The sequence below is a fragment of the Nonomuraea sp. NPDC050680 genome, from assembly GCF_040654555.1.
Lineage (GTDB): Bacteria > Actinomycetota > Actinomycetes > Streptosporangiales > Streptosporangiaceae > Nonomuraea.
In genome coordinates this window covers 73,405-96,810 of record NZ_JBFAIF010000014.1, presented here as the reverse complement: position 1 = coordinate 96,810, position 23,406 = coordinate 73,405, and the positions used below count along the sequence as shown (strand labels likewise).

Genomic DNA, 23,406 nt, shown 5'->3' with positions numbered 1-23,406 from the left:
GCCCGTTCAGCTCAGTTCATGGTCGTCCGCCCGGGTGGCTCCCAGAAGCCTGGTGGAGCATCTGCATAGCATGTATGCCCTCCAAGTGATTGTGACTGACCGCCGCTCACCACCCGCTCCAGCCTGGTCAACGGGCATCAGCCGAAGTTCGGCCCGCGCTGCGGTTGGTGGAGCCGACCTTTGCCTGGTGCACTGGGTGGATGATCGGGATGACACTGTGGGAGCGGCAGCTCCACCAAAGGGGTTCCGCGCGCGCATTCGCAGTGGCTGAAGACTGCGTGGTGGTTCATGAGCGGCATACTCGGCTGGTAGGTCTGAATCGCCATGACGGCTCCGTCCGATGGGACATTCCGATAGGAACTTGGCCGCGTGGCCTCATAATCACCGGCGATCGCTGTCTAGCGCTGGCACAGGACAGCGATCAACTGTCCTGCGTCGAGCTCACGACGGGATCCACGGTGTGGCGCGCTGGCTTGCGCCCATACTCGGGGCATGTCGTAGCCACCGCAGAGACGGTCATCGTGGGCGGCTGGCGGGATTACACACCCATGGCCGCCTTCAATTTGGAAGACGGACAGCCTCTATGGCTGACACAGCGGCGTACGGACACGGTGCTTCCTCTGCCGTGGGGCGGCGGTGTGCTGCTGGGAAGCGGCACGAAAGCGTGGCTGATCGATCCACGGAACGGAAGGGAACTGAACAGCTGGCGACTGCCGGAGCCACTGACTGACACCGATAATCGTCCGGCGTTCACCATGATCGGCCCCGACCGTTGTCTGGCTTTGTGTGGGCCGCGATCCGTTGCGACCATTCGACTCTCGGGTCTCGTCGATCGGTTCATCGATCATCATGCCGATCTTTGGCCCTCGGCTGCGGAGTTCGTCGGCGGCGTGGTGTGGTTTGGCGAGCGGCGGGGCGGTTATCTCGCTGTTGACCCCGAAGACGGATCGGCATTGTGGAAGTTGGATATCGGGCAGCCATTCGCCGACGGGGTGGGGCGAAGCCGCGAGGGGTTCGTGATGGCCAGCCAAGGCGGCGTACTATTTCACCTCCGGTCCGACGGGCACGTCCTGGAGCGGTGTTCGTCGGCCGCCAGGGTTACCGCACTGCAAGACCTGGGAACCGGGGAGATGATCATGGTCACCAAGGGAACGTTAAAGATGATCCTGGTCGACGGTTTTACAGCTCGTGACCGTTTCCACTCATATACAGCCCCTGAACTGCGGCGCTAGAGTGTCACTTCGTTCCCGCCATCTTGATCATTTCATGCATATTGCACGGGCGCATAATGTCAAGGACAGTTCCGGGGATCCTGGCCCATTCGCTCGAAAGCACCCAGAGAGATCACGACGTCGACGTCTTGTTGTCTCTTCTCATCCCATTCCTGTATCAGCACCTGGCCTGGGTCGACCTTGGCGGCATCATCGAGCTCGAACGTCAGGTTGGTGAGGGATCGCCGGTCGATGTCGAAAGCGACCATGCCCTCGTCAACAGCCGCGTCGAGGTCGCCGCGTCGGGCGTGCACAATGCCTAGATCTATGTGAGCGTCAGCGACACGCATGGGAGCGTTCGAAGAACCGGCCGGACGGGTGTACATCTGGATGGTTTCGCGGGCGTGCTCTTCGGCACGGTCGTCGTCGGCGAGCCAGGTGTAGCAGGTAGCTGCTCCTCCAGATTCACCGCATCCTGTCCCGCGCACTCAAGATCGCAGTACGCCGGGAGAAGGTCTCCCGCAACGTCTGTACGTTGATCGATGCGCCCGCCGCTGAGGACGTGGAGATCGAACCGCTCGATGCCGACGAGGCCCGCGATGTCCTCGATGTGGCCAACCACCAGAGGAACGGAACCCGTTGGTCCGTGGCGCTCGCTCTCGGCCTTCGGCAATGTGAGGCGTTGGGCCTGCGCTGGAAGTACGTGGACCTCAAGCGAGGCGTGATCCGCGTCTTCTGGCAGATCAAGCACCAGCGCTACCGCCACGGCTGCAAGGACCCGCACACCTGCGGCGGACGACTTCACCGCTACCCGTGCCCCAAGGAATGCCCCAAGGCCAAGCGCACCTCCGGCCGCAAGCACGTGTGCAACAAGGAAGGCCAGAAGTACTGCGCGCCCGACTGCACCAAGCACGCACCCTCCTGCCCGAACGCGTAGGCGGCTGGATCTTTGTGAAGCCCAAGGGCAAGAGCAAGCGAACCGTCATGATCCCGCCCCCGCTGATCCCGCTCCTCAAGCTCCACCAGAAGGCCCAGCAGACCGAACGGGAAGCGGCGGGGGAGTAGTGGCAGGACTATGACCTCGTCTGGTGCCACCTAGACGGACGCCCCATCGACGCCGGACAGGACTGGGACGAATGGAAGGAACTCCTCCGCTTGGCCGAAGTCGAGAAAGACGCGCGCGTCCACGACGCTCGCCACACCGCCGCGACGCTCCTCATCGAACAAGGCGTGGACATCAGCGTCGTTCAGGAGATTCTCGGCCACTCACAACTGACCACAACGAAGCGCTACACCCACATCACGGCCACACTCTCGACCGAGGCAGCAGCCCGCATGGGCCGCGCGCTCTGGGGATAACTGCAACTGAAAATGCAACAGGGCGGGCTTCCTGATCATGAAGATCGGGGAGTCCGCCCAGGTCATTGAGGTAGGGCGCCCGGGGCTCGAACCCGGAACCTACGGATTAAAAGTCCGCAGCTCTGCCAATTGAGCTAACGCCCCCTAGCAACAGCACAAGGGTACAGAGATTACCGCCCCCCACGCGACGCCCTTGAGCCCCCTCACCGATAAGCCGGGAGCCCCGTCAGCGCTTCCCCCAGCACCAGTGTGTGGATCTCCTGGGTGCCTTCGTAGGTGAGCACGCTCTCCAGGTTGTTCATGTGCCTGATCACAGGGTACTCCAGCGTGATCCCGTTCCCGCCCAAGATCGTTCGAGCCTGCCGGGCGATGTCCAGAGCCGCCCGTACGTTGGCCAGTTTGCCGAAGCTGATCTGCCGGGGCTCCAGCTTGCCCGCATCCTTCAGCTCGCCCAGGTGCAGGGCCGTCAGGCCTGCCTGTGCCGTTCCGACGTACATCCAGGCCAGTTTCTCCTGGGTCAGCTGGAAGGCGCCGATCGGCTTGTCGAACTGCACTCGCGTCTTCGCGTAGGAGACCGCCGCCTCCAGGCATGCGCGGGCGGCGCCCACGACGCCCCAGATGATGCCGAAACGGGCCTCTGAGAGGCAGGAGAGGGGGCCTTTCAGGCCGGAGACTTCGGGGAGTACCGCTGAGGCGGGCAGGCGTACGTCGTCGAAATACAGGGACGAGGTGATCGAGGCCCTAAGGGACAGCTTCTTGTGGATCTCAGGGGCGGAGAAGCCCGGCGTATCGGTCGGTACGACGAAGCCGCGGATGCCTTCGTCCGTCTGCGCCCACACGACGGCGACGTCGGCGATGGAGCCGTTGGTGATCCACATCTTGGAGCCGTTCAGGATCCAGTCGGAGCCGTCTCGCTTGGCGTACGTTCGCATGTTGGCCGGGTCGGAGCCGTGGTCGGGCTCGGTCAGGCCGAAACAGCCGATTGCCTCACCGGCGGCCATCCGGGGCAGCCATTGCTCTTTCTGCTCGGCGGACCCATAACGCCAGATGGGGAACATGGCCAGCGACCCCTGAACCGACACGAAGGACCGCAGACCCGAGTCTCCGGCTTCGAGTTCGCGGCAGGCCACACCGTACGAGATGGCGTCCGTGCCGGCGCAGCCGTAGCCCTCGAGGTGCATGCCGAGCAGGCCGAGCGAGCCGAGTGCGGGGGCGAGCTCGCGTGCGGGGAAGGTGCCGTGCTCGAACCAGTCACCGACGTACGGCAGGACGCGGTCGTCGACGAAGGACCTGACGGTGTCGCGGATCAGCCGCTGCTCGCTGTTGAGCCGGTCGTCCAGGCGCAGCAGGTCGTCCATCGAGCGTCCTTCCGTCATGTAAGGGCCTACCAGGGTTCTACCAGGGGGAATCCTGATGTGCGAACGCCGGGTCGCCGGGCAGTCTTGAGACATGAGCGAATACAACGTCAAGCAGCTTCGTCGGACCAACAACGGCCGCGTCATCGCGGGTGTCTGCTCGGGCATCGGGGAGTACCTCGGCATCGACGCCAACCTGATCAGGATCGGCCTGGCGATCGTCACGCTGTTCGGTGGGCTCGGAGTCGGCGTGTACGCGGTCGGCTGGCTGCTCATGCCGGACGAGGACCGCAACACCTCGATCGTCCAGGACCTCCTCAACAAGCAGCAGGCCAAGTCCACCTGGCAGGACAGCACCGACTACTACCGCGGCGAGCAGAAGCCGCAGCAGTGATCAGGCGGGGGCCGGGGTCTCGACCCGGGACTCGGACCAGAGTATGGCGAGCACGGCCGCGGCCGTCACACCCGTGACGCCGGCCAGCGCGACCACCGGCTCCGGTCCGAGTTTCTCGGCGGCGAACCCGCCGATCAGGATCCCGATCCCTTGTACGGCCAGAAGCCCCGACTGCACCAGGCCGAACGCCTGGCCGCGTTGGTCGGCCGGCACGCACTGGACGAAGGCGGCATTGGCCGCAAGCTGGTACGCCCCACCCACCCCCGACAGGAACCACGCCCCCAGCACCACGGCCAGCGGTGGCTGCATCGCGGTCACGACCAGCGGCAGACAGCTCAAGATGGCCATCCACCCCATCATGCGCAATCGCCGCGGTGGCGTGACGTACCTACTGAAGAAGAACGCCCCCACCGCGGTCCCCATCGGCATCGCCGCCATCAGCAGCCCGGTGACCACCGGGATCGACAGGGTGCCGGTGCTGAGCTTCGCCGCGTAGGGCACGGCCAGGCCTTCCGGCAGGATGTAGAAGCCGCAGAGCCAGGCGAAGAGCACAAGAGTGCGGAGCTTTCGGTCGCCGAAGACGAGACGAGATCCCGCCCTGGCCATGGCCCACATCGACGACCTGCCGCTCTGGTGGGCGGCCGCGGGGCGCCGATGAACGCGCGCGACCAGGATCAGCGCGGAGCCAAGGAACGTGGCCGCGTCGACCGCGAGCGCGCGATAGGGGCCTACGGCGGCGATCATCGCGCCGCCGGCCGCGAAGCCCAGCATTTGGATGCCCTGGTTCGTCATGTTCTGCAATGCGGAGCCGACGATGTACTGGTCACCTTCGAGCACCTCGGGCAGCAGTGCCGCGCGCGCGGCCGAGAAAGGCGCGCTGAGCAGCACCACGAGGAACACCAGCCCGCACAGCACGGGGAACGGCACCCCTGGTAGCGCCATCACGCCCACCAGCGCCGCGCGGAGCAGGTCGCACGTGATCATGACGCCCCTGCGCGCGAACCGGTCGGCCAGGCCGGCCAGCAGCGGGCCGCCGAGGATCGTCGGCAGATAGGTCAGCGCGTAGACGGCCGCGGTCGCGAGTGGCGATCGCGTGCGGTCGTAGACCAGCACGGCCAGCGCCACCTGGGCGAGCTGGTCGCCGAGCAGGGACAGGCTCTGGCCGTACCAGAGCGCGCGGAACTCCCTGATGGCGATGACCTCGCCGTAGGTGACTTGGCGTGGGAGGGCACGGCGATGCCGTCCCAGCAGCCGTCGCGTCCGCATGGCCCCCATTGGACTCCGCTGTGCCTGACTCAGAGTGTTCGCTATGTCACCTAAGGTGCCCGATCTTTTGACGGGCCGCAACCCAAAGCAGCCAACCCATTGCGAACGGTTACCAGCCTAGTTCATGGAGCCGCGCGTCATCGATGCCGAAGTGGTGCCCGACCTCGTGGACGACCGTTATGCGCACTTCGTCGATCACGTCGGCTTCGGTATCGCAAATCTGACATATCTGATTGCGGTAGATCTCAATGCGGTCGGGCAAGACTGCGGAGTACCAGTCGCCGCGCTCTGTGAGGGGGATTCCGGTGTACAGGCCAAGGAGGTTGGGTTCGGGCGCATCGTCGACGACCGTGACGACGACATTGCTCATCGCCCGGGTCAGACCTGGGGGGATCACGTCCAACGCCTCGGCGACGAGCTCTTCGAACCTCTCCCGCGAAACCTCGATCACCCTTGCCATTCTGCCTCGCAGGTTGGGTAAGCAAGAAACTGTATGAAGTTCGCTGACAGATTGAAGACAGTCCTCCAGTCGCGGGCGTCCAGGGTTGTGGCCGTACTCATCGTGGCCGCCGTGGGCGCCTGGCTCGGCATCTTCCTCAGCGGCACCGTCAGGGCTCAGGTCGGTCCGGTAGAGACGGGTATGTCGCTCCGGCCCGCCTGGAACGGCGAGACGATCGTGGACGCCAGCCCGCTGGGCACGCTCACGTTCCGCACCCATGACGCACCGCTCAGGCTCCGCATCTCCCTCGAGAACATCGACCAGGAACGCGCCAAGGCGATCATCGAGGACCCCCGGCTGGCCGACCGGCTACCGGAGATCATCGAGCGCGACCTGCTCGACGGTGTCCGCGCGCTGCTGATCCGCTCGCTGCTGTGCGCGGGAGCCGGGGCGCTGATCGCGAGCCTGCTGGTGTTCAGGCGCCCCAGGGTGGCGCTGCTGGGCCTGCTGGTCACCTCGGTGGCGCTCGCCGGCACCAGCGCGCTCGCGGCGCTCACGTTCCGCCCCAGTTCGCTCGTCGAGCCCAGATACTCGGGGCTGATCGCCGCCGCGCCGTCGCTGGTGGGCAGCGCGGAGTCGATCGTGACGAAGTTCGAGTCGTACCGGTCGCAACTCACCAAGCTGGTCACGAACGTCTCCAAGCTGTACGACACGGTGTCGACGCTGCCGTTGTACGACGCGGATCCCAGATCCATCCGTGTCCTCCACGTCTCGGACATCCACATCAACCCGATCGCCTGGAACGTCATTCGCTCCCTGAAGGACCAGTTCAAGGTCGACATGATCATCGACACCGGCGATATTTCCGACCATGGCACGAAGACCGAGAACAAGTTCGTCGACGAGATCGGCACCCTCGGCGTCCCGTACGTCTACGTTCGCGGCAACCACGACTCGATGATCACTCAGAAAGCGGTCGCCAAGCAGAAGAACGCCATCGTCCTGGACGACAAAACCCAGAAGGTGGCAGGCCTGAACATCTACGGCCTCGGCGACCCCCGCTTCACCCCTGACAAGACCGTCGCCGTGGACTCGGATCCCGCCGTTCTGGCTCAGTTCGGGCGGTCGCGTGTTCCGCGGATGGGGAAGCCGGACCTGGTCGCCGTCCACGACCCGGAGGTCGGCCGCGGCTTCTCCGGCGCCACACCGATCATCCTCGCAGGTCACACCCATGAACGATCGACGACCATGCTGCCCTCGGGCACCCGCCTCCTGGTCCAGGGCTCCACGGGCGGCGCCGGCCTGCGCGCCCTCGAACACCCCCAGCCGACCCCCGTACAGGCCTCGGTCATGTACTTCGACAAGGAGACCAAACGGCTGCAGGCCTGGGACGACATCACGCTCGGCGGCCTCGGCGAGCAGTCGGTGTACATCCAGCGTCACGTGGAGCGTGACCCGGGACGTATGATTTCTCCAGAGCCAACGAACGCCCCGTCGCCAACGGGATCGATCACTGGCACGACGTCGCCGGCCGCCGGTCCGCCACTTTGGCATCAAGGGCAATCGTCCCCTATGCTTCAGAGGTCTCCGACGGAAGACGACAGGGAAAGTTCCTGAGCCCCCATCGTCTAGCGGCCTAGGACACCGCCCTTTCAAGGCGGCGGCACGGGTTCGAATCCCGTTGGGGGCACGGCGAAGCGCCTAGCGCACCGCAAAACGGTTGGTCGAAAGCCAGCCAGGAGCTGGTAAGCTAAGCGAGTCGCAAAGCAAGGTCCTGTAGAGCAGTTTGGAGTGCTCGCCACCCTGTCAAGGTGGAGGTCGCGGGTTCAAGTCCCGTCAGGACCGCTCGGGTCAGGTAGCTCAGTTGGTACGAGCGTCCGCCTGAAAAGCGGAAGGTCGGCAGTTCGACCCTGCCCCTGACCACAAGCATTGAACAGTAAGAACGCCCCGGACGGATCATCGTTCGGGGCTTTTTGATCTCTCCTGACAGCAACGTCATAGATGCACGGGTGAGGACCGGGTCCGTGGATTCCAGTCAGCCGAAGTTCCTGTTGATCGACGGGGATGGACACGTGCTCGGGACATGCCTCGATGCCGAGGGTGTCTTCGTCGAGTCGGCCGAGTGCGATAGGCCTGTGACGGTCGAGATCCTGGGGTGCCTTCCTATTCAGCGCTTACGTGACTACTTGGAGGGGTCCAAGCGGTACCGCCTGAGAAATCCTCTCTGGCTGGAAGGGCTTCGTATGCTGGACGCGGCAGGAAAGCCTCTTGCGGACTTCTGGGTGAGCGAGATCATCGAGTGGCGACCCTCGCGGCTCGGTCCCGAGCGGGTGGACATCATCGCTGAGTGGGGATACGACAGCCCGCAGTCCGGTGCACGGCATATCTGGGAGCGCTGGCGTACGGTCCGGCCTGACCAAATCAACCAGTGGGCGGTGTACGACTCGGAGGGCAGACGGGAATGGCTGACCGTTGTCGGCCGCAGCAGCTTCCGGCAAACGGGGCCAGTTGATCGTCCGGCAGGGTTCGCCTACCACCTCGATGGAGCTCACGTCACCGATGAGACCTGCTTCTACCTCGCCGTCGGGGAAGCCATCAACGGGCCCGGGGGCTATTTCGGTTGGAATCTCGATGCGCTGAATGACTGTCTGCGCGGGGGGTTCGGAGCAACGACACCGTTCACCTTGATCTGGAGCGACTCCCAGGTTGCGCGACAGTCTCTAACAAGGATCTTGGAGGAGACGGACGACGCTCCGACCTTTTTCGAGATCATTCAGACGATCTTTGCGGAGCACGAGGTGGACGTCGTGTTGAGGTGATAGCAGTTTCGTACGCCGCCGGTTTGGCTTCGACAGCCAGGAGACCGAACGGCCGATCTTCTCGGCAAGGGTTGCTTGATACCGGCCCTTGCGGTGACGAGCCTGCGCAATGCGCTGGTCCTGCGTCACGTACTCTGTTGCCACGTCGCCGCCCGGGTTTGTGCGCCGTTACTTCGCTTCCCCGGTCATGAGCTGTCGCCACAGCGCCATAGCATCGACTACCCGCACGCGCGGGCTCTCGGCGATGTCCCACGGAAAGACGGACCGGTCGTAGCGCCGGATGAAGCCCTGCCCGCCGGCCATGCACTGCTCGAAGACTAGAGACAGGCATTCGCAGGTGTAGGCCCGGACGCGAGCTGCACCCGGACGCTGCTGGACCGGGATCCACCTCACCGGCACCGCGTCCGGGCGCGGCGAGGCGGGGTGCGTACCGTGGAAGTCGTAGTCATCTGCCACAGGGGCTCGCCCTCCTTCATGAGGCGCGATCCCCGACGAGCCACCTTCGGCGCCCGCGAAAACCGCAATCGATGAACAGGCGTTGGTGAGCGAGGAGCCATCTCCCGCCGCAGCGCGCTCGTACGGGGCGGCAGGCCGGAGCGCACTTGCGAAGCCCCACCCGGAGGGACTCTGGAGCCTCGCTCGCCAACGCCATATATGCAAGCTAGCTCAACCTGTCCTAACCTGTCTACGCCATTCCTAGGACTGCCTGTTCTATGTCAATAGGTCCACCGATACGTAAAGTCGTCCTGTGATTGAGTGGGACCCCAGGCTCTACAAGTGGGAGCAGATAGCCAACGTCGTCGCCGGGCGCATCGACAGCGGCACCTACCCTGCACTCACCTTGATCTCCGAGGTGAAGCTCCAGGAGGAGTTCGACGTCGCACGCGTCACGGTGCGCAAGGCGATGGAGGCCCTCAGAGAACGCGGCCTCATCACCACCAAGCCTGGCAAGGGCTCCATCGTGGCCCCACAGTAGCTACGCCTGACCCTTGGATAGCCACACCTCGGCGCTCACAGGTCATCAGCAGCCATGACAGCCAGCGACGTCTTCCTCATTGAGGATCACAGCGAAGATCGGGAAGGGCTCCGGTACTGAACAAGCGCCTACCGGAGCCACGACTACGCACGATCAGCAGTTCAGGCGTGGCAGGCAAGCTCGGGCTGGGCCCCTCCAATAGACAGAGGCCAGGTCTCCCGCGCGTAGCGCGCTCAGAAGGGCGTGCGAAGCACCATTGACTGGTCGGAGCGGAGGGCTTTGATCACGCGTTCGTGCTACTAGACGATGACAAATACTGGATCGCCTGGCATAGGCCGGGCTGCAACTGGGGGCTGTGTATGGGCGAGTGGCAGCGCTATGTGGACGACAATCTGATCGGCTCCGGTAAGGTCAACCGGGCGGCAATCGTCGGGCTGGACGGCGGAATCTTGGCTGCGTCCGAGGGATATAAGATCAGTGCCGCCGAGCAGAGTCAGCTCAGCAAGGAGTGCAGGGCCGTGTTCAGCGGCGGAGAGGACCAGGTCGGTGGTCTTGTGCTGGCCGGCAACAAGTTCCTCACCTCCGGGAGCGACGAGCGCTCCCTTTTCCTCAAGACCACGCACTCCATCAACTACGATCCCAGACACGCCGGTGCGATCGTGGTGCAGACGAAACAGTGCATCATCGTCGCCGAGTATGACGCCCCACTCCAAATGGCGGAATCGATTCCCGTCGTCGAGTCTCTTGCCGACGAACTGATCAACGCCGGGTACTGATCACTAGAGTGGACCCCTGTGGCTAGATCTGCCGCCTGACCCGTCCGCAAAGCTCCTCGGAGCGCTTAGAAGTTCTCTCAGATGCCCGTTTCTCAATGTCAAGGGGTCGTGGAACTGGCCGGTTCGGACCGCCTACGCCAAGCGCACGCCCACGAGAAGGGGTGCCGGTAAGAATCAAGGCACACGGCCCAAAGCGGCAGTGCGTGACCGGGAGCTCCGGGACGGCTTGACATAAAGCACTTAGCGGGCAACGCGACGTGGGAAAACGCGCCCCGCAGCGTTGTCACGGCCGCGACCGCCGGACTCATCCCCCGAATGTCCTGACCGAAACTCGTGGCTGCGCTGGGCCCAGGTCACCTGCTGTGACCTGGGGAGCCTGCAAGACTGCTGTCAGGCCACCCGGTCGTGATCATAACTGGTGAGCACGGCCGGGTGGCGTTGGGGAGTCACAGACCTCCTCCGCGGGCCTGTGCACGACGTGAATGCTTACATCGGATTCACTCGACCGGGAAAGGCGGATCATGCCGATCGCTCATGCCGGTTGACACCCGTCCGACCATCAAGCAAGACTCCCATTATGCAAATAACCCAAGTTTGGGAAGAACAGTGGGCGATAGGCTGGACAACGCTCACTCCGTTTGAGCTATACGGCGAGTATTATCTCCTGTCGTACAAGAACGGGTCGGGAAACGCGGACCTCAGCAGGTTCCACAAGGACGGCTCATACGGCGGGATATGGCAGCAGGGGTGGACGAAGGGGTGGACGACACTCGCTCCGTTCGAGCTATACGGCGAGCCGTACCTCCTGTCGTACAAGAACGGTTCGGGAAACGCGGACCTCAGTAAATTCCACAAGGACGGCTCATACAGCGGGATATGGCAGGAGGGGTGGACGACGGGGTGGACGACACTCGTCCCCTTCAAGGCGTACGGCGAGCCGTACCTCCTGTCGTACAAGAACGGGTCGGGTGAAGCGAGTCTTGACAAGTTCGGCAGGGACGGCTCATACAGCGGAGTGTGGCAGCAGGGGTGGGCGACGGGGTGGACGACGCTCGCTCCGTTCGAGCTATACGGCGAGCCGTACCTCCTGTCGTACAAGAACGGTTCGGGAAACGCGGACCTCAGTAAATTCCACAAGGACGGCTCATACAGCGGGATATGGCAGCAGGGGTGGACGACGGGGTGGACGACACTCGTCCCCTTCAAGGCGTACGGCGAGTATTACCTTCTGTCGTACAAGAACGAGTCGGGCGAAGCGAGTCTTGACAAGTTCGGCCAGGACGGCTCGTACAGCAATGTGTGGCAGCAGAACTGGGCGACGGGGTGGACGACGCTCGCTCCGTTCGAGCTGTACGGTAAGTGTTATCTGCTGTCTTACCAGGCGGGGACGGGAACTGCGGAGCTGAGCAGGTTTGATTTCGCCGCTGAGGCGGCGTCCGGTCGGCCGGTGCCGTCTATGACGGCGAAGGGGATTTACGAAACTCTGAAATAGAGGCGAGGGTGTCGCGGTGACACGGCAAGCTGGTCACCATGGGGTAGCATTCACGGCCTGTACGTTTCGGGTTCTGTTGATCGCGCTGTGTGATCGATCAGAGGTGTGCAACGGTGTGACCGGCTCCGGAACGTCAGGCGGTGAATGCTTGCCCTCTTTGGTGGAGTGACTGAGTGACAACCGCGGCAGACGATCGCGGACGTTGACGGACGCTAGGGGATGGCGGGGCCTGGTCAGCGCCGTCATGAGCCCAGCGGGAGCGGGTGCCCGGCTTGCCGGAAAAGCGGAAGGTCGGCAGTTCGACCCTGCCCCTGACCACCTTCTTTGAGCAGCCAAGATGCCCCGAAGCGAAGATCGCTCCGGGGCGTTTTCGCGTCTGCGACAGCAACCTCGCCACCTCCAACGCAGGGTCGACCATGGCACGCTGGTGTTCGTGTGGTTACTTCCTTGGCCTGTGGCGAAAGATTCGGACCACGGCACAGTGCTGCCCAGGGCGCTTCGGACGGTTCGTGCCGTCGACACAGCCACGATGATCGAGTTGCTGCGCGAGACCTCAGGCTCTGTCAAGCCGCAGGCCATCGAGCTTCTGGCTGCCCATCTTGCTCCAGGTGGAATCCACTATGTGATCCCTTGGCCACGTAGGTCGTGGGATGTGGCCGTTGAAGGCTGTATCTCTGCAGCCATGGTGCTCAAGATGAACGACGGTGCGCTCATCAAGAGCGGTCTTAACAGGCCTGTTCCAGTGCCGCGATTCCAGCAGCTACCGAAGACGCTGTCACGATGGGAGGAGTATCGGACAGCGCGGCGCGCCAAGGGCATAAGACGTGACTTTTACGTGTGGTCCCGTGATCACCGACACGACCACAGTTGCAAGCACCCGCGCTGCGTCGAAGAACGTGACGGCCACTGCTCCTGCTTCACTTTTCTGGAAGACATGCGGACAGCTCGTGACCGGCCGGCCGGGTTGGAGCACGGGTCGGCGCAGGAGGCCATCAGGGTAATAATGGCCATGGGGTTCATTGAGCTGCGAGCCGGCAGTCACTTCGTGAAGCGGGCGTTGGCTGCGGGGGAAACGGACGCGGCACTGACGCATCTGGAGGAGATGCGCGTGATCGCGGACGTGTGCCACAACCTTCCGCAGGATTTCGTCCCCAAGAGGCGCAAGACCCGTGAGCGGCACGCTATCGCGAGCCTCCGATTCCATTTGCGGGAACTTGATCCCGATGATCGTGCTGCTCAGTGGGTCGTGCGGCAGCTACAAGATCAGGGGTTCGACTATGTTCGTGTTCTGCGAGATCGGACCAAATGGAAGCACGCTCGGTAACGGCATCACCGAGCGTACTGACCAGCCTTGAAAGGGTCTGGCAATCCGAGGGCATCGCCCAGCTTGCGCAGGGCGGCTCAATTAGGCTGACCAGCGCCACCGGTCGAGTTCGGTCCACTTTGCTTCGAGGGCGTTGGCGAGTTGGCCCCCGAAGGCGACCGTTCCTTCGTGGGAGGCGAAGACGATCCAGGTAAGCGTGTCATCGCTCCACACGCCTTCAGCGCCGGTGTACTGGGGTGCGAACATCTCTACATCTACGAGGTAGTCCGCGCCGTACTCGCGTAGTTCTGTAACGCGGCCGCCGCTCATGTCGCGTAGGGCGGCGCGCACCTGGGCGAGTCCCTGTTCGTCCCACATCGATGCCTCCGTCAGCACGAGGACGTCGGGTGGAGTTGGCTTGGCGAGCATGGGGTGCCACGACCTGCCCACCAGCCCCCACCGCTGCTCCAACTGTTTCTGTCGTTCGAACGACTGGGCGGGCATCAACACGCGCCGGTAGGGCAGCGGTTCCACCGGAAAGTCGGCCCGCGCTACCCAGGCTTGCAAGGTCGACTGAAACAGCCGGCGTTCCTCAGCCATCGCCTTTGCCTCGGTCTTGTTCGATGCCGGTTGTGTGAACGGCGACTGGGCCGTGTCGGCAGCCTCGGATAGGGCGTCGACGAGGTCGGAGAACTCGGGCAGCCGGTCTGGATCGAGCCGCTCCACGTGTTCCAGGATCGCTGCGATCACGTTGTAGCGGGGGAAGATGCGCCAGGCTTCGGGACGGTAGTTGTACCCGAATGCGGACCGTCCCTCGTTGGGCAGTGCGGCGTACTTGTCGGTCAGCTCGTCGTACCGCTCCATCAGGTACCGTCGTGCCGCCGTGTGCAGCGTTACCGAGTCCATGTCACAAACTCCCCATGATTCAGCCGCCGGCGCACTCTGATGCCTGGCAACGGACGTTTCAGTCCAGCACCTGGCCCAGGTTCATGAAGAGGTTATCGGCGACGGATGACCTGTCTGTCGACCAGTCACCGGTGAGGCCCTGACGATCGCCGGCCTCGGTTCCCGTAGTCGAGGGCCGTGGCGATTGCTGCAGCGGCCCTTCTTCGTCGCCTCCCGATGGCCATGGGAGAGGTGACAGCAGCGCTGACAGCAACGTCCCCACACGTCGACGCATCCGCGCCACCGTCCACACGCGCCTGACCGTGGTCTTGATCACTGGAGCAGGGTGGTTGTTCCGCCTGAAAAGCGGAAGGTCGGCAGTTCGACCCTGCCCCTGACCACAAGCATTGAACAGTAAGAACGCCCCGAACGGATCACCGTTCGGGGCTTTTTGATCTTCGGTGACAGCAACGTCGGCTCCGGCTTTCAGTCATGGAGGCCGGGTAGTGGTTGGCCGAACATAGCGACGTCGTCATCTTCCCCTATCCAGCGCGGGGAGTGAGGTCCATCGAGGCGGCGGACGTTAAGGAGGATCGTGTCGTGCTGGCCGGTGGCATCACCTCGCAGATCGGGGAGGAGCGCCTGGGCCGTCGCCTTGGGCGGGCAGCTGCAGCAGGTCTCCGTCGAAGGCCAGATGAAACGGGGCGCCCAGGCGTATCGCCGCGAAGCCGGGGTCGGTCGCGCGGGGTGGCGAGTTAGCCCATATGGGCCCAATACCCACATCGATATGATCTTGAAATAAGGCTGATGGGGGTGATTATGCTGTGATCTTGTTAGCCTGTTGTGTTCGTGTTCGTCTCGCTACGGTGTGTCTCGTCCGTTGGCGGGATGAGCCGGTAAGCGTGGCCAGCCCGGCCCTGGGGCGGTGTGGCTGCGCGCCACCCGGGGCGCTGTCAGCCGATCCGGGCCACCGGCCTGGTGGTTGTCCTGGGGGAAGTGGGGAGAGGACATGCGTTTTCTGGAGCGGGAACGCGCCACTGTGGCGCAGCTGCTGCCGGGGCTGGACGAGAGCCTGCGGGCGGTACCCGTCATGGAGCTGGAGGGCCCGAGCGGCCCCGGCATCGGGCTCTTCCGCGACAGCGGCGGCCCCGGGCTGCTGGTGCCGACCGCCTACCAGGGGCGGGGAGCCACCGCCCTGGACGCCCTGCGGGTGCAGCGCGCACTGGGCAGCAGGGCACCGTCGCTGGCCGTGGCCACCACCCTGCACCACTTCTCGACAGCAACCCTGGCCGCTCTGATCCCCAACAAGGGCATGTTGTCGACGCTTGTCGAGGGTGTGGCCTCCGACAACCGCCTCGTGGCGTTCGGCTTCGCCGAGGACCGCCCCGGCGCGGGAGTCCTCTCCCCCTCGATGACAGCCACGGAGGAGGACGAAGGGGTGCGGATCAGCGGGATGACGCGCCTGCGCAGTCTGGCCCGGTCGATGGACCTGCTCATCGCTGGTGCCATGGTCCCCTGCTCGGACGGCCCGGGCGAGGAACCGGCGCTGGCGCTGGTGCCCGCGGACAGCGAGGGTATGAGCGTCAGCGGGGCAGAGGCGGAGAGCAAGCAGGTCACCCTCGACAACGTCGAGTTGGCGCCAGAGCTGCTGGTGCGCACCTCGGCCCTCGACGGGCAACTGGACGCACTGCTGACCGCGGGCTTCGCCTGGTACCAGCTGCTGATGACCGGCAGCTACCTCGGGGCCGCCAGCGCACTGGTCGAGCGGGCGCTGCTCGACAACCGAGCGCCCGAGTCCGAGCGGGTCCAACTGCTGGTGGAGACCGAGGGCGCGATGTCGGCCGCGGAGGGCGTCGCCCGCCGGATCGACGACGGCGGCCCGAACGAGTCGACGCTCGCCGCCTCGCTCTACGTCCGGTACTGCGTGCAGGACGCCCTCTCCCGGGTGGTCCCGCGCGCGGTCGAACTGCTCGGCGACCTCGACTCCACGGCCTCCGACGAGGTCGGCCACCTCGCCACCTGCGCCAACCGGTTGGCCCTGCAGCCGCCCGCACGGTTCCGGATGACCGGTCCGTTGGCGGCGTACCTGGTCGACGGGCCGCTCACCATCGTCTGATCCCGGGCTTCCTCGCCCCGGACCACGACCCGCCGCCCTGCTCCCCGGAGCAAGGGCTGGTGGGCCCCGGCACGCTCCGACCGCCCGGGCTGGGCGGAGCCGCCTACGCCCGGCCGGCGTCGCACGGGTGGCGCGCAGCCACACCACCCCAGGGCCGGGCAGGCCACGCTAGCCAACGGACGAGACACACCGTAGCGAGACGAACATGCCGATCAGTGGCGGAACAGGACGTTGAGTTCGCTGAAGTTCAGTGAGTCGTCCAGTGCTGTGAGACCTCCTGTGCCGAGCAGTTCCGCGGCGGCTCTGCGGGCCGCGGTGTAGGCGGCCTGGGCCAGTCCGGTGCCCAGACTGATCCTGCGCACCCCTGCCTGCGCGAGCTCGGTGACGCTCGGGCCACCGGCGACGGCCATCGCGTTTACCGGCAGCGGCGACTCGGCGCAGAGAGTGTTCAGCACGTCCAGATCGAGCAGGCCGGGAACGAAGATGCCGTCGGCTCCCGCCTCGGCGTATGCCGCCGTGCGCGCCAGCACCTCGCCCAGCCGGGCCTCGGATGGACCGATCGCGAACAGGAAGACGTCGGTGCGTGCGTTGACGAAAAGGTTCGCCAGGCCCGCCGCTGCCGCGGCGCCCCTGGCCGCGCGCAGCCTGGCGCTCTGCTCGGCCATGTCGAACAGCGGACCGCCGGGGGCGGTGGAGTCCTCCAGATTGACGCCCACCGCACCGGCCTCGACGACCGCGCGCACGGTCGCGGCGACATCCGCAGGGGCCGGTCCGTACCCTCCCTCCACGTCGACTGTCACGGGCAGGTCGACGGAGTCCACGATGCGCCGGGCGGCCTCCACCATCTCACCCCGGCTGAGCCGTTGCCCGTCCCCGCGGCCCAGGGACCATGACACGCCACCGCTGGTTGTGGCTATCGCCGTGGCGCCGGCCGCGGCGATCACCGCCGCACTGGCGGCGTCCCAGGCGTTGGGCAGCACCAGCACGGACTCGGTGCTCAAGGTGCGGAACAGCCGGGCCTTCCCCTGAGTCGCGGCATCAGCGGAGGGGGAAATATCAACAGACATATGCGTGATCGCCTTCGCGTTGTTCTGCTTCCCGGCACCCTGCCTCGCGGGTGCCTGCTCACGGGATGCTGCCGGGCGGAGGAGTAGGCGTCCATTGATTAAGCTCGGGCCGAATCCTGGAAGCAGCGGAGGCGGTATGAAGGCACGGCTGACCTTCTCGGTGAACGGTCTGGCCGAGACCCGGTTCGCTGTCTCGCCCATGTGGGAAATCGTCACCAGCAGCAGAGTGCTGGCCGCCGCCGCCGTACCGGAACCCCATGGCGACTGGGCCGATCAGGTACGCCCTCGGCTCGCGGCCGCGGGTCTCGATCGCGGCTGGCTGGCCGACATGATTCCGCCCATTGGCCACCTCCCCGACTTTCTCAACCCGGCACCGGCGACCGCATGCCCCGATCTCTCCGAAGAGTTGGCCGCCATCGAGGCCACCGACCCCGAGCAGGTACGGCGGGACCTCGACTGCCTGGCCGCTGAGCGCGACGGCCGGTTGTCCTCGCGGCTGCGGAGCCTTCACCGGACCCCTCGGACTTACCTGCCTAGGATCGTCGCGGAGATCGAGGTCTACTGGGGGCTCGCAATAGCGCCATACTGGGCCAGGATTCGCTCGGTGCTGGAGGCGGACATCTTCCACCGGGGCCGCCAGGTGGCCGAGCAGGGTACGGCCCAGGCACTCGACGAGTTGCACCACACGGTGCGCTGGGCCGACGGCGGCCTCCACCTGGTACAGCGGCACTGCGCCATCACCAGGATCGAGACCGGAGCCGGGCTGCTCCTCGTGCCGTCGGCCTTCGCCTGGCCGCGAGTGCTGACGCGGTCCGTCGCGTCGGAACCACCTCAGCTGGCCTACCCGGCGCGCGGGATCGGCGCGTTGTGGGAGCGTCGGACACATGAGCGCATGGAAGCCCTCGCCGCCGTGATCGGCCGATCCCGTGCGCTGATCCTGACCGAACTGGACTCACCCGCCTCGACCACCGAACTCGCCCGACGCTCGGGCCTTTCCGCGGCGGGCGTGTCCCAGCACCTCACCGCTCTGCGAGCCGCCGGCCTGACCAGCACCCACCGAGCAGGCCGCTCGGTGCTCTACGCCCGCACCGGCCTCGCCGACGCCCTGCTCACCGCACAGAAGATGTGAAGGCCCGCTCGAAGTAACGCTGATCGCGTGCGTAGCCTCCCACGCTCTGCCTGCCGACTCCGAAGGCCGTCAGGATCACCGGTCCGGACGCGGCCAGGACCGCACCTAAGCGCAGCGCCGCCGCCGGGGACAGCGCTTCTGCCGTGGGTTCCCGCATCACGGCACCTCCGAAAGTGATCAACCCGGGTCAGGCTAGCGGCTAGCGATCTTCATGTGGAGGTCGCGCCCGGTGACGACTCAGCACCGCCGCGATGGGGACCGCCGCGGCCAGGCCGCTCAGCAGTACGGCGGCCAGAGCTCCCAGGATGGACGGCGCGTTGCCGAAGGCGAGACCGACGGCGGCCAGTGCCGGGCCCACGTTGCGTACCGCGGCGACTCCGCCCATCGTGGTACGGCGTGCCGGTGGTCCGGTGGCCAGGGCCGTACCGAGCGCGAAAGAGAGGGCGGAGAAGACGAAGCCCGCGAGCAGGCTGAGTGAGCCGATCAGCGCGACGACGTCACGCCAGTTCCCCACGAGCATGCCTACCAGCACGATGAGGAACGTCACGTTCGACGTCCTGGCGGCCACCGGCTGCCATGCCGGCGCCATGGCCGGAGCGTAGTGTCGCACGATCAGTCCGACGGCGAACGGCACGAGCTGGAGGACCACGACGGTCAGCATCAGCACCGGGACGTCGAGGGCGACTCCGCCGCCCACGTCGGCCGCCTGGAGGATGAGGTTCGCGGTAGGCCCGAAGGTGACGCTGCCGATGGCGGCCAGCAGGACCTGCATCGCCGCCCCCGCGACCACGTCCCCGTTCTGCACCATGCCGAGTTTCGCGCCGAACGGTCCGCCGGGGGAGGAGGCCGTCAGGAGCAGCGCGATGTACGCCGCCGTGGGCAGACCGAACAGGGCGGCGAGGCCCCAGCCGAGGAGCGGGATGGCGACCAGGTTGGCCACCAGCACCAGGACGAGCAGCAGGACGTTCGCGAAGACGGCGCGCAGGGCCGGCAGCGTCGCGCCGAGACCGGCGGCGAACATGGTGGCCGCGATGAAGACGACCGTGACGGCGTTGAACAGCAGGTGCAGCGTGTTCATGAAGGCTCCCGGTCGTCATGACGGAGCGGCGTCGCCCTGGCCTGGGGGTCGGCGTGCTGGTTAGCGGTCAGCCGGTCAGGTCGCCCAGCCAGCGCAGTGCGGTCAGTCCTGGCATGAAGCAGTATTCGCCGCCGCGCGTGACGACGAATCGCGGCAGGGAGAACAGGCGTCGCCGTACGGGACGCCGGGGGATCGTGAAGTCCCCTGAGCCCGACCCCGCGCCGACGACCGGGTCCTTCGCGTCGCCCGCGCCGAAGAAGACGCCGTCGTTCATCCATTCGGACTGGACGAACTCGAACTGCCGCCCCAGATGCGCTCCCACGAAGGCGAACATCAGCCCCCGGTCGGCTCCGTCGTCTTCCAGGACTCCGTCGGGCAGCGGCGGGCCGTACGCCGTACCGCGTCTGATCATGCGGTGCAGCCGCGGCACCCCGGCGACCGCGGCATCACGAGGATTGCCCCGGCGGATGTGGCACCCGCCGGGGGTCGTGAAGCCGGCGGCGTCGTCCCGCTCGTACAGGAACATGTTGTTGCGCGTGCGGTCGGCCCCGAGAGTGGGGTCGTCGTGCAGGGGGCTGAGCGCCAGTGGCGCGCCGCTGCGCCAGCGCCCCATGATCTTCGCGGCCAGCAGCTCCTCGTCCGCGGGGTCGGTGGCGTTGTCCTTCAGGTACCGACGGAACAGGGCGACGCGCTGGTGGAGTTTGCGGAAGACCACGTAGGTGCCGTTGCGCCCGAGCACATCGGGCTGCGGGGTCTGGATGCCGCCGAGCTCGTCGCGGTAGCCGAGTACGAACTCGCCGGCCTTCAGCGGCGTCTCCAACGGGTTCGTACCGGCTATGCCGCTGCCTTCGACGGCGGGATGGCTGATGCCGTCGCGGTAGCCGAAGGGCTCGGTCTCGGTGGGCAGCGCGTGGCAGTTCTGGCGCCAGATCGCCGTCACGCCGGGCAGGGCCTCGTAGGCAGGCCGGGCGCGGTCGACGGCGGCCTCCAGCAGCGCGCTGTCGGGCGCGAGTGCCACCAGCACCACGTGGACGTCAGGCGTGCCGAGCGGAGACTCCCAGTGTTCGGGGCCGCTCTCGCCGGTGTCGCCCAAGGCGTTGGCCCGTGCCGCCATGCCTTGCCGGAACTCCCAGGCGAAGGTGTCCAGCCACTCCTGCGGAACACCGAGCGCCTTGAGGCCGTGGTAAGTGAGCGCGACGCTGACCCAGGTCTCGCCGAGCGGGCTCGCCGTGTCGGCGGCCGAGGTCACCACGGCACTGGCCCGCCGCATCAGCTCCCGCCCGTGCTCGCGGTCGTCGATGCGGAACAGGATGTAGGTCGCCGCGTACGGTGTCGGCCTCGGGCTGAGCACCCCGCGCTGGATGTCGTCGAGCTCCAGCTTGACGCTGATGTCCTCGCTCATCTGGACCAGCCTCCCCATCAGCTATTTCGCCGAGACGATGTTGTTCCAGAAGGCGCGCAGGCTCTCGTCGACGCCGAACAGCGAGCTGAAGATCGTGGTGTCGGCGAAGATCACGTCACCGGCCCGGTCGCCGCTGGGTGGCATCCACAGGAACATGTTGAACTCGGTGTTGCCGGCTTCGGTGAACGGGTGCGGCCTGGACATGTCGATCGGCTGCCTGCCCAGCACGTGGACGACGTTCGGATCGTCGGTGGTCACGGCGTAGTGCGGCAGGTGCATGTGGAAGTTGAAGCTGGACACGCCTTCCAGCCACCCCTTGGTGTCCAGATCCCTGGCGATGGACAGCGGGGCGCTCTTGCGCCCTTCCGTCACCGCGGGACGCAGCCCGTAGCGGTTCTCCACGGGCACCCCCAGGCCCGCCATCAGCGACCGGGTGTACCTTCCGAAGCGTTGCTGGCGGGGCACCAGCGCGTCGCCGTGATGGCGATACTCCACGTCGCGCACCGCCATGTCGTCCGACGCGCCGACGTCGTGATGCGGCCCCAGAGCCAGGCAGGTTCCCTCGCGGGTGAGGAACTCGCGCACCGCCTCGATCTCCGCGGGTGTGGCGTCCTGCCCGGTGATCATGTGGTCCAGCCCCCACACGAACAGGGTGTCGGTGTCCGCCAGCACCCGTTCGTCCAGCGGGGTGTGGAAACCCGCCTGATCGACGCGTTGGTACACAGGCACGGGGTATCCGGTGCTCTCCTCGACGTACTGCTGGAAGGGCAGCCAGCCCCAGAAGAACAGCTCCAGCCCGCCCGCGATGCCCTGCTGGAACCGCAGCGGATCCGACCATTTCGGGTCCTCGTAGGCCGGCCACGTCACGCGCCGCACTTCGGTCATCGTGGAGAACCGGTTGTCCAGCTGGGTCACATCCCTGCCTGCCTCGGCGGGATAGCTCCATGCCACATAGATGCTCAGCCGGCGCCGGCCGGGGCTGTAAGGGCGCGGCACATGGTTCTGGTTGTAGGTGCGCGCGGTTCTGGACTCGCTCATCTCTTCTCCAGGAAGCGCTGGTGGGCGTCACTGCAGCTGGTCGAGCATCTCCGACATCGCGCTCTTGATCCGCAGAGCCTTCTTGATCTCGTCGGCGGTGACGTACGGGTACTCGCCGTACTCGATGAAGCTCGGGCAGTGGTGCTCACGGACGAATCTGATGAAGGCCTCGGGGTTGGTCTTCCAGTCCTCGGGGAAGCCTTCCAGGTTCTCGAAGGCCGTGTTCACTCCCGCCCGGGTGAACAGGGCGATGGCGTCTTCGGTGTACTTGTCGAAGTCGGTGTCGAAGATGCCCTGGTACATGAAGCGCGTGTCGTCGTCGAAGAGCACCCAGCGCAGGTAGTGCAGCTTCAAGGGCGCGAGCAGGTTGGGGTCGGCCTCCAGCGCCTTGGCGAGGGTGTAGCCGTATTCGCGGATCGCGTCGGCTCGGCCGGGTTTGACCTTCGCGATGATGGTGAACCCGTAACACGCCGGGGTCCGCGGGTAGACAGGGCCATACTTGCCCTGCTCCAGGTGGTCCGTCTCCTTCGGAATGACGGCCGCCTGCGGCCTGATCTCCATGCCCATCCCCTCCGTCGTTCTACTCCTGGGGGAAGGATAAAACGGGCTGAATGCCCTAATTGTCGCATAATGCGGCTTTACCAGCCAGTCTGCGACTGCGCGCCCGTCGCTTGTCCGGGGAGGGAGATCAAGCTTGATCCACATGGTATCAATGGACGATTCTTACGCTAGGGATCTCTCCTAGGTGTCGCTAGGGATTGGGCACTTCATGGTGTACCACTTCGCCGTCTTGGGCTCCGTTCAGGTCTTCCTGGAAGGGACCCCGTAGGCCCCGATCCATCTTCGTGGCAAGCCTCGGGCCGTACTGGCCACGCTGCTCCTCAACGCCGAAGTCCTTCGCGTCCCAGCCGCCCCGCTCGGCCTCCTGGACCAGTGCCGCGAGGTACGAAGCCGTCGTGTTGAGGTGGGTCATCTGTGGCCGCTTGCCCGGGACGTGCAGCGGAACCGCCAACCGGTCCAGCGTGGCGCGGGGGTCCACGAGACCTACGTGGACGAAGGCCGCCCCGGTCATGGTCGCCGCCCGCTCGATGAGGATCTGGGCGATGGACCGCGACAAGGTCGCCCGGAGGTCTTCGACCAGCGCGGTCACGTCCTTCACTCGGAACCGGCGGCCCGCCAGCATCGACCAGGCGTACCCCAACTGCCGGGCGGCTGTCCCGAACATCCTGTCCCATCCTTTGCGCGGTGGTCATGGAACACGACGGTCCCTGGGAGCGGCACGAAGCCGCTCCCAGGAGCCG

At 65.7% G+C, this 23,406-nt stretch carries 24 protein-coding genes, 6 tRNA genes and 1 pseudogene; 17 read left to right on the top strand and 14 right to left on the bottom strand.

Annotated elements, in window-relative coordinates; all coding sequences use genetic code 11:
* Positions 1 to 200 precede the first annotated feature (200 nt).
* Entirely contained in the window at positions 201 to 1,232 is a 1,032-nt protein-coding gene (locus tag AB0H88_RS35440) for a PQQ-binding-like beta-propeller repeat protein (protein ID WP_357652278.1), read from the top strand.
* A 59-nt stretch (positions 1,233 to 1,291) separates the two neighbouring features.
* On the opposite strand, the gene AB0H88_RS35435 is transcribed toward AB0H88_RS35440, so the two are convergent.
* The gene (locus AB0H88_RS35435; protein ID WP_357652276.1) at positions 1,292 to 1,699 is read right to left on the bottom strand and encodes a tetratricopeptide repeat protein; all 408 of its coding nucleotides are present in this window, start codon (positions 1,697 to 1,699) and stop codon (positions 1,292 to 1,294) included.
* Positions 1,700 to 1,746: 47 nt separating this feature from the next.
* Between AB0H88_RS35435 and AB0H88_RS35430 the strand changes: the two genes are divergently transcribed.
* The gene (locus AB0H88_RS35430; protein WP_357652274.1) at positions 1,747 to 2,148 is read left to right on the top strand and encodes a hypothetical protein; all 402 of its coding nucleotides are present in this window, start codon (positions 1,747 to 1,749) and stop codon (positions 2,146 to 2,148) included.
* A 152-nt stretch (positions 2,149 to 2,300) separates the two neighbouring features.
* Positions 2,301 to 2,570: pseudogene (locus AB0H88_RS35425) on the top strand (tyrosine-type recombinase/integrase); the annotation flags it as partial.
* A 71-nt stretch (positions 2,571 to 2,641) separates the two neighbouring features.
* On the opposite strand, the gene AB0H88_RS35420 reads toward AB0H88_RS35425, so the two are convergent.
* Positions 2,642 to 2,714, bottom strand: a tRNA-Lys gene (locus tag AB0H88_RS35420).
* A 59-nt stretch (positions 2,715 to 2,773) separates the two neighbouring features.
* The gene (locus tag AB0H88_RS35415; RefSeq protein ID WP_357652272.1) at positions 2,774 to 3,928 is read right to left on the bottom strand and encodes an acyl-CoA dehydrogenase family protein; all 1,155 of its coding nucleotides are present in this window, start codon (positions 3,926 to 3,928) and stop codon (positions 2,774 to 2,776) included.
* A 91-nt stretch (positions 3,929 to 4,019) separates the two neighbouring features.
* On the opposite strand from AB0H88_RS35415, the gene AB0H88_RS35410 reads away from it, so the two are divergent.
* Positions 4,020 to 4,319: a PspC domain-containing protein gene (locus AB0H88_RS35410; RefSeq protein WP_357652271.1), complete on the top strand. Its 300-nt coding sequence runs from the start codon at positions 4,020 to 4,022 to the stop codon at positions 4,317 to 4,319.
* Here the strand turns inward: AB0H88_RS35410 and AB0H88_RS35405 are convergent, their stop codons facing one another.
* Both AB0H88_RS35405 and AB0H88_RS35400 read right to left on the bottom strand, forming a co-directional pair.
* Positions 4,320 to 5,585, bottom strand: coding sequence for an MFS transporter (locus tag AB0H88_RS35405; RefSeq protein WP_357652269.1), 1,266 nt, complete (start codon positions 5,583 to 5,585; stop codon positions 4,320 to 4,322). It lies immediately after the preceding gene.
* Between the two features lie 109 nt (positions 5,586 to 5,694).
* The gene (locus tag AB0H88_RS35400; protein WP_357652267.1) at positions 5,695 to 6,036 is read right to left on the bottom strand and encodes a metallopeptidase family protein; all 342 of its coding nucleotides are present in this window, start codon (positions 6,034 to 6,036) and stop codon (positions 5,695 to 5,697) included.
* A 60-nt stretch (positions 6,037 to 6,096) separates the two neighbouring features.
* Here AB0H88_RS35400 and AB0H88_RS35395 point away from each other — a divergent pair, with 60 nt between their 5' ends.
* The 5 genes from AB0H88_RS35395 to AB0H88_RS35375 all read left to right on the top strand — a co-directional run bounded on the left by AB0H88_RS35395 (position 6,097) and on the right by AB0H88_RS35375 (position 8,843).
* Entirely contained in the window at positions 6,097 to 7,641 is a 1,545-nt protein-coding gene (locus tag AB0H88_RS35395; RefSeq protein WP_357652265.1) for a metallophosphoesterase, read from the top strand.
* Positions 7,642 to 7,714, top strand: a tRNA-Glu gene (locus AB0H88_RS35390).
* An 80-nt stretch (positions 7,715 to 7,794) separates the two neighbouring features.
* Positions 7,795 to 7,869: transfer RNA gene (locus tag AB0H88_RS35385), tRNA-Asp, on the top strand.
* A 4-nt stretch (positions 7,870 to 7,873) separates the two neighbouring features.
* Positions 7,874 to 7,947 (top strand) — tRNA-Phe (locus AB0H88_RS35380).
* Between the two features lie 50 nt (positions 7,948 to 7,997).
* On the top strand, positions 7,998 to 8,843 hold the full coding sequence (locus tag AB0H88_RS35375; RefSeq protein WP_357652263.1) for a barstar family protein: 846 nt from the start codon (positions 7,998 to 8,000) through the stop codon (positions 8,841 to 8,843).
* Positions 8,844 to 9,011: 168 nt separating this feature from the next.
* Here AB0H88_RS35375 and AB0H88_RS35370 read toward each other — a convergent pair whose 3' ends face one another.
* A complete protein-coding gene (locus AB0H88_RS35370; RefSeq protein WP_357652261.1) occupies positions 9,012 to 9,299 on the bottom strand; it encodes a hypothetical protein in 288 nt (95 codons plus the stop codon).
* A 292-nt stretch (positions 9,300 to 9,591) separates the two neighbouring features.
* On the opposite strand from AB0H88_RS35370, the gene AB0H88_RS35365 reads away from it, so the two are divergent.
* The 5 genes from AB0H88_RS35365 to AB0H88_RS35345 all read left to right on the top strand — a co-directional run bounded on the left by AB0H88_RS35365 (position 9,592) and on the right by AB0H88_RS35345 (position 13,411).
* Positions 9,592 to 9,819 carry a GntR family transcriptional regulator gene (locus AB0H88_RS35365; protein WP_357652259.1) on the top strand — a complete coding sequence of 76 codons (228 nt, stop codon included), beginning with the start codon at positions 9,592 to 9,594 and terminating at the stop codon, positions 9,817 to 9,819.
* A gap of 359 nt (positions 9,820 to 10,178) precedes the next feature.
* Entirely contained in the window at positions 10,179 to 10,595 is a 417-nt protein-coding gene (locus AB0H88_RS35360; RefSeq protein WP_357652258.1) for a profilin, read from the top strand.
* 577 nt (positions 10,596 to 11,172) lie between these two features.
* Positions 11,173 to 12,087 carry a hypothetical protein gene (locus tag AB0H88_RS35355; RefSeq protein WP_357652256.1) on the top strand — a complete coding sequence of 305 codons (915 nt, stop codon included), beginning with the start codon at positions 11,173 to 11,175 and terminating at the stop codon, positions 12,085 to 12,087.
* Between the two features lie 247 nt (positions 12,088 to 12,334).
* A tRNA-OTHER gene (locus AB0H88_RS35350) sits at positions 12,335 to 12,405 on the top strand.
* Positions 12,406 to 12,616: 211 nt separating this feature from the next.
* Positions 12,617 to 13,411 (top strand): hypothetical protein, encoded by a 795-nt coding sequence (locus tag AB0H88_RS35345; RefSeq protein WP_357652254.1) that lies wholly within the window; start codon positions 12,617 to 12,619, stop codon positions 13,409 to 13,411.
* Between the two features lie 81 nt (positions 13,412 to 13,492).
* Here AB0H88_RS35345 and AB0H88_RS35340 read toward each other — a convergent pair whose 3' ends face one another.
* A complete protein-coding gene (locus tag AB0H88_RS35340; RefSeq protein WP_357652252.1) occupies positions 13,493 to 14,296 on the bottom strand; it encodes a hypothetical protein in 804 nt (267 codons plus the stop codon).
* Between the two features lie 58 nt (positions 14,297 to 14,354).
* Entirely contained in the window at positions 14,355 to 14,612 is a 258-nt protein-coding gene (locus tag AB0H88_RS35335; protein ID WP_357652251.1) for a hypothetical protein, read from the bottom strand.
* Position 14,613: 1 nt separating this feature from the next.
* On the opposite strand from AB0H88_RS35335, the gene AB0H88_RS35330 reads away from it, so the two are divergent.
* Positions 14,614 to 14,676 (top strand) — tRNA-OTHER (locus tag AB0H88_RS35330).
* Between the two features lie 608 nt (positions 14,677 to 15,284).
* The gene (locus tag AB0H88_RS35325) at positions 15,285 to 16,391 is read left to right on the top strand and encodes a hypothetical protein (protein ID WP_357652249.1); all 1,107 of its coding nucleotides are present in this window, start codon (positions 15,285 to 15,287) and stop codon (positions 16,389 to 16,391) included.
* A 212-nt stretch (positions 16,392 to 16,603) separates the two neighbouring features.
* On the opposite strand, the gene AB0H88_RS35320 is transcribed toward AB0H88_RS35325, so the two are convergent.
* On the bottom strand, positions 16,604 to 17,458 hold the full coding sequence (locus AB0H88_RS35320; RefSeq protein WP_357652247.1) for an isocitrate lyase/phosphoenolpyruvate mutase family protein: 855 nt from the start codon (positions 17,456 to 17,458) through the stop codon (positions 16,604 to 16,606).
* A gap of 136 nt (positions 17,459 to 17,594) precedes the next feature.
* Here AB0H88_RS35320 and AB0H88_RS35315 point away from each other — a divergent pair, with 136 nt between their 5' ends.
* Positions 17,595 to 18,587, top strand: a complete 993-nt coding sequence (locus tag AB0H88_RS35315) for a DUF5937 family protein (protein ID WP_357652245.1) — start codon at positions 17,595 to 17,597, stop codon at positions 18,585 to 18,587.
* A gap of 199 nt (positions 18,588 to 18,786) precedes the next feature.
* Here AB0H88_RS35315 and AB0H88_RS35310 read toward each other — a convergent pair whose 3' ends face one another.
* From AB0H88_RS35310 to AB0H88_RS35290, 5 genes are all read right to left on the bottom strand, one after another.
* Positions 18,787 to 19,665 (bottom strand): bile acid:sodium symporter, encoded by an 879-nt coding sequence (locus AB0H88_RS35310; RefSeq protein WP_357652243.1) that lies wholly within the window; start codon positions 19,663 to 19,665, stop codon positions 18,787 to 18,789.
* A gap of 67 nt (positions 19,666 to 19,732) precedes the next feature.
* The gene (locus AB0H88_RS35305; RefSeq protein ID WP_357652241.1) at positions 19,733 to 21,067 is read right to left on the bottom strand and encodes a Dyp-type peroxidase; all 1,335 of its coding nucleotides are present in this window, start codon (positions 21,065 to 21,067) and stop codon (positions 19,733 to 19,735) included.
* 21 nt (positions 21,068 to 21,088) lie between these two features.
* The gene (locus AB0H88_RS35300) at positions 21,089 to 22,105 is read right to left on the bottom strand and encodes a hypothetical protein (RefSeq protein ID WP_357652239.1); all 1,017 of its coding nucleotides are present in this window, start codon (positions 22,103 to 22,105) and stop codon (positions 21,089 to 21,091) included.
* A 27-nt stretch (positions 22,106 to 22,132) separates the two neighbouring features.
* A complete protein-coding gene (locus tag AB0H88_RS35295; protein WP_357652237.1) occupies positions 22,133 to 22,666 on the bottom strand; it encodes a hypothetical protein in 534 nt (177 codons plus the stop codon).
* Positions 22,667 to 22,856: 190 nt separating this feature from the next.
* A complete protein-coding gene (locus AB0H88_RS35290; RefSeq protein ID WP_357652236.1) occupies positions 22,857 to 23,330 on the bottom strand; it encodes a hypothetical protein in 474 nt (157 codons plus the stop codon).
* Positions 23,331 to 23,406: the final 76 nt, after the last annotated feature.

Bases quoted from the DNA above. Each gene is read 5' to 3' on its own strand.
- AB0H88_RS35410 (WP_357652271.1), top strand. From the start codon at position 4,020: ATGAGCGAATACAACGTCAAGCAGCTTCGTCGGACCAACAACGGCCGC.
- AB0H88_RS35300 (WP_357652239.1), bottom strand. From the start codon at position 22,105: ATGAGCGAGTCCAGAACCGCGCGCACCTACAACCAGAACCATGTGCCG.
- AB0H88_RS35315 (WP_357652245.1), top strand. From the start codon at position 17,595: ATGAAGGCACGGCTGACCTTCTCGGTGAACGGTCTGGCCGAGACCCGG.
- AB0H88_RS35295 (WP_357652237.1), bottom strand. From the start codon at position 22,666: ATGGAGATCAGGCCGCAGGCGGCCGTCATTCCGAAGGAGACGGACCAC.
- AB0H88_RS35345 (WP_357652254.1), top strand. From the start codon at position 12,617: ATGATCGAGTTGCTGCGCGAGACCTCAGGCTCTGTCAAGCCGCAGGCC.
- AB0H88_RS35440 (WP_357652278.1), top strand. From the start codon at position 201: ATGATCGGGATGACACTGTGGGAGCGGCAGCTCCACCAAAGGGGTTCC.
- AB0H88_RS35290 (WP_357652236.1), bottom strand. From the start codon at position 23,330: ATGTTCGGGACAGCCGCCCGGCAGTTGGGGTACGCCTGGTCGATGCTG.
- AB0H88_RS35340 (WP_357652252.1), bottom strand. From the start codon at position 14,296: ATGGACTCGGTAACGCTGCACACGGCGGCACGACGGTACCTGATGGAG.
- AB0H88_RS35360 (WP_357652258.1), top strand. From the start codon at position 10,179: ATGGGCGAGTGGCAGCGCTATGTGGACGACAATCTGATCGGCTCCGGT.
- AB0H88_RS35310 (WP_357652243.1), bottom strand. From the start codon at position 19,665: ATGAACACGCTGCACCTGCTGTTCAACGCCGTCACGGTCGTCTTCATC.
- AB0H88_RS35355 (WP_357652256.1), top strand. From the start codon at position 11,173: ATGCAAATAACCCAAGTTTGGGAAGAACAGTGGGCGATAGGCTGGACA.
- AB0H88_RS35305 (WP_357652241.1), bottom strand. From the start codon at position 21,067: ATGAGCGAGGACATCAGCGTCAAGCTGGAGCTCGACGACATCCAGCGC.
- AB0H88_RS35320 (WP_357652247.1), bottom strand. From the start codon at position 17,458: ATGTCTGTTGATATTTCCCCCTCCGCTGATGCCGCGACTCAGGGGAAG.
- AB0H88_RS35415 (WP_357652272.1), bottom strand. From the start codon at position 3,928: ATGGACGACCTGCTGCGCCTGGACGACCGGCTCAACAGCGAGCAGCGG.
- AB0H88_RS35325 (WP_357652249.1), top strand. From the start codon at position 15,285: ATGCGTTTTCTGGAGCGGGAACGCGCCACTGTGGCGCAGCTGCTGCCG.
- AB0H88_RS35405 (WP_357652269.1), bottom strand. From the start codon at position 5,585: ATGCGGACGCGACGGCTGCTGGGACGGCATCGCCGTGCCCTCCCACGC.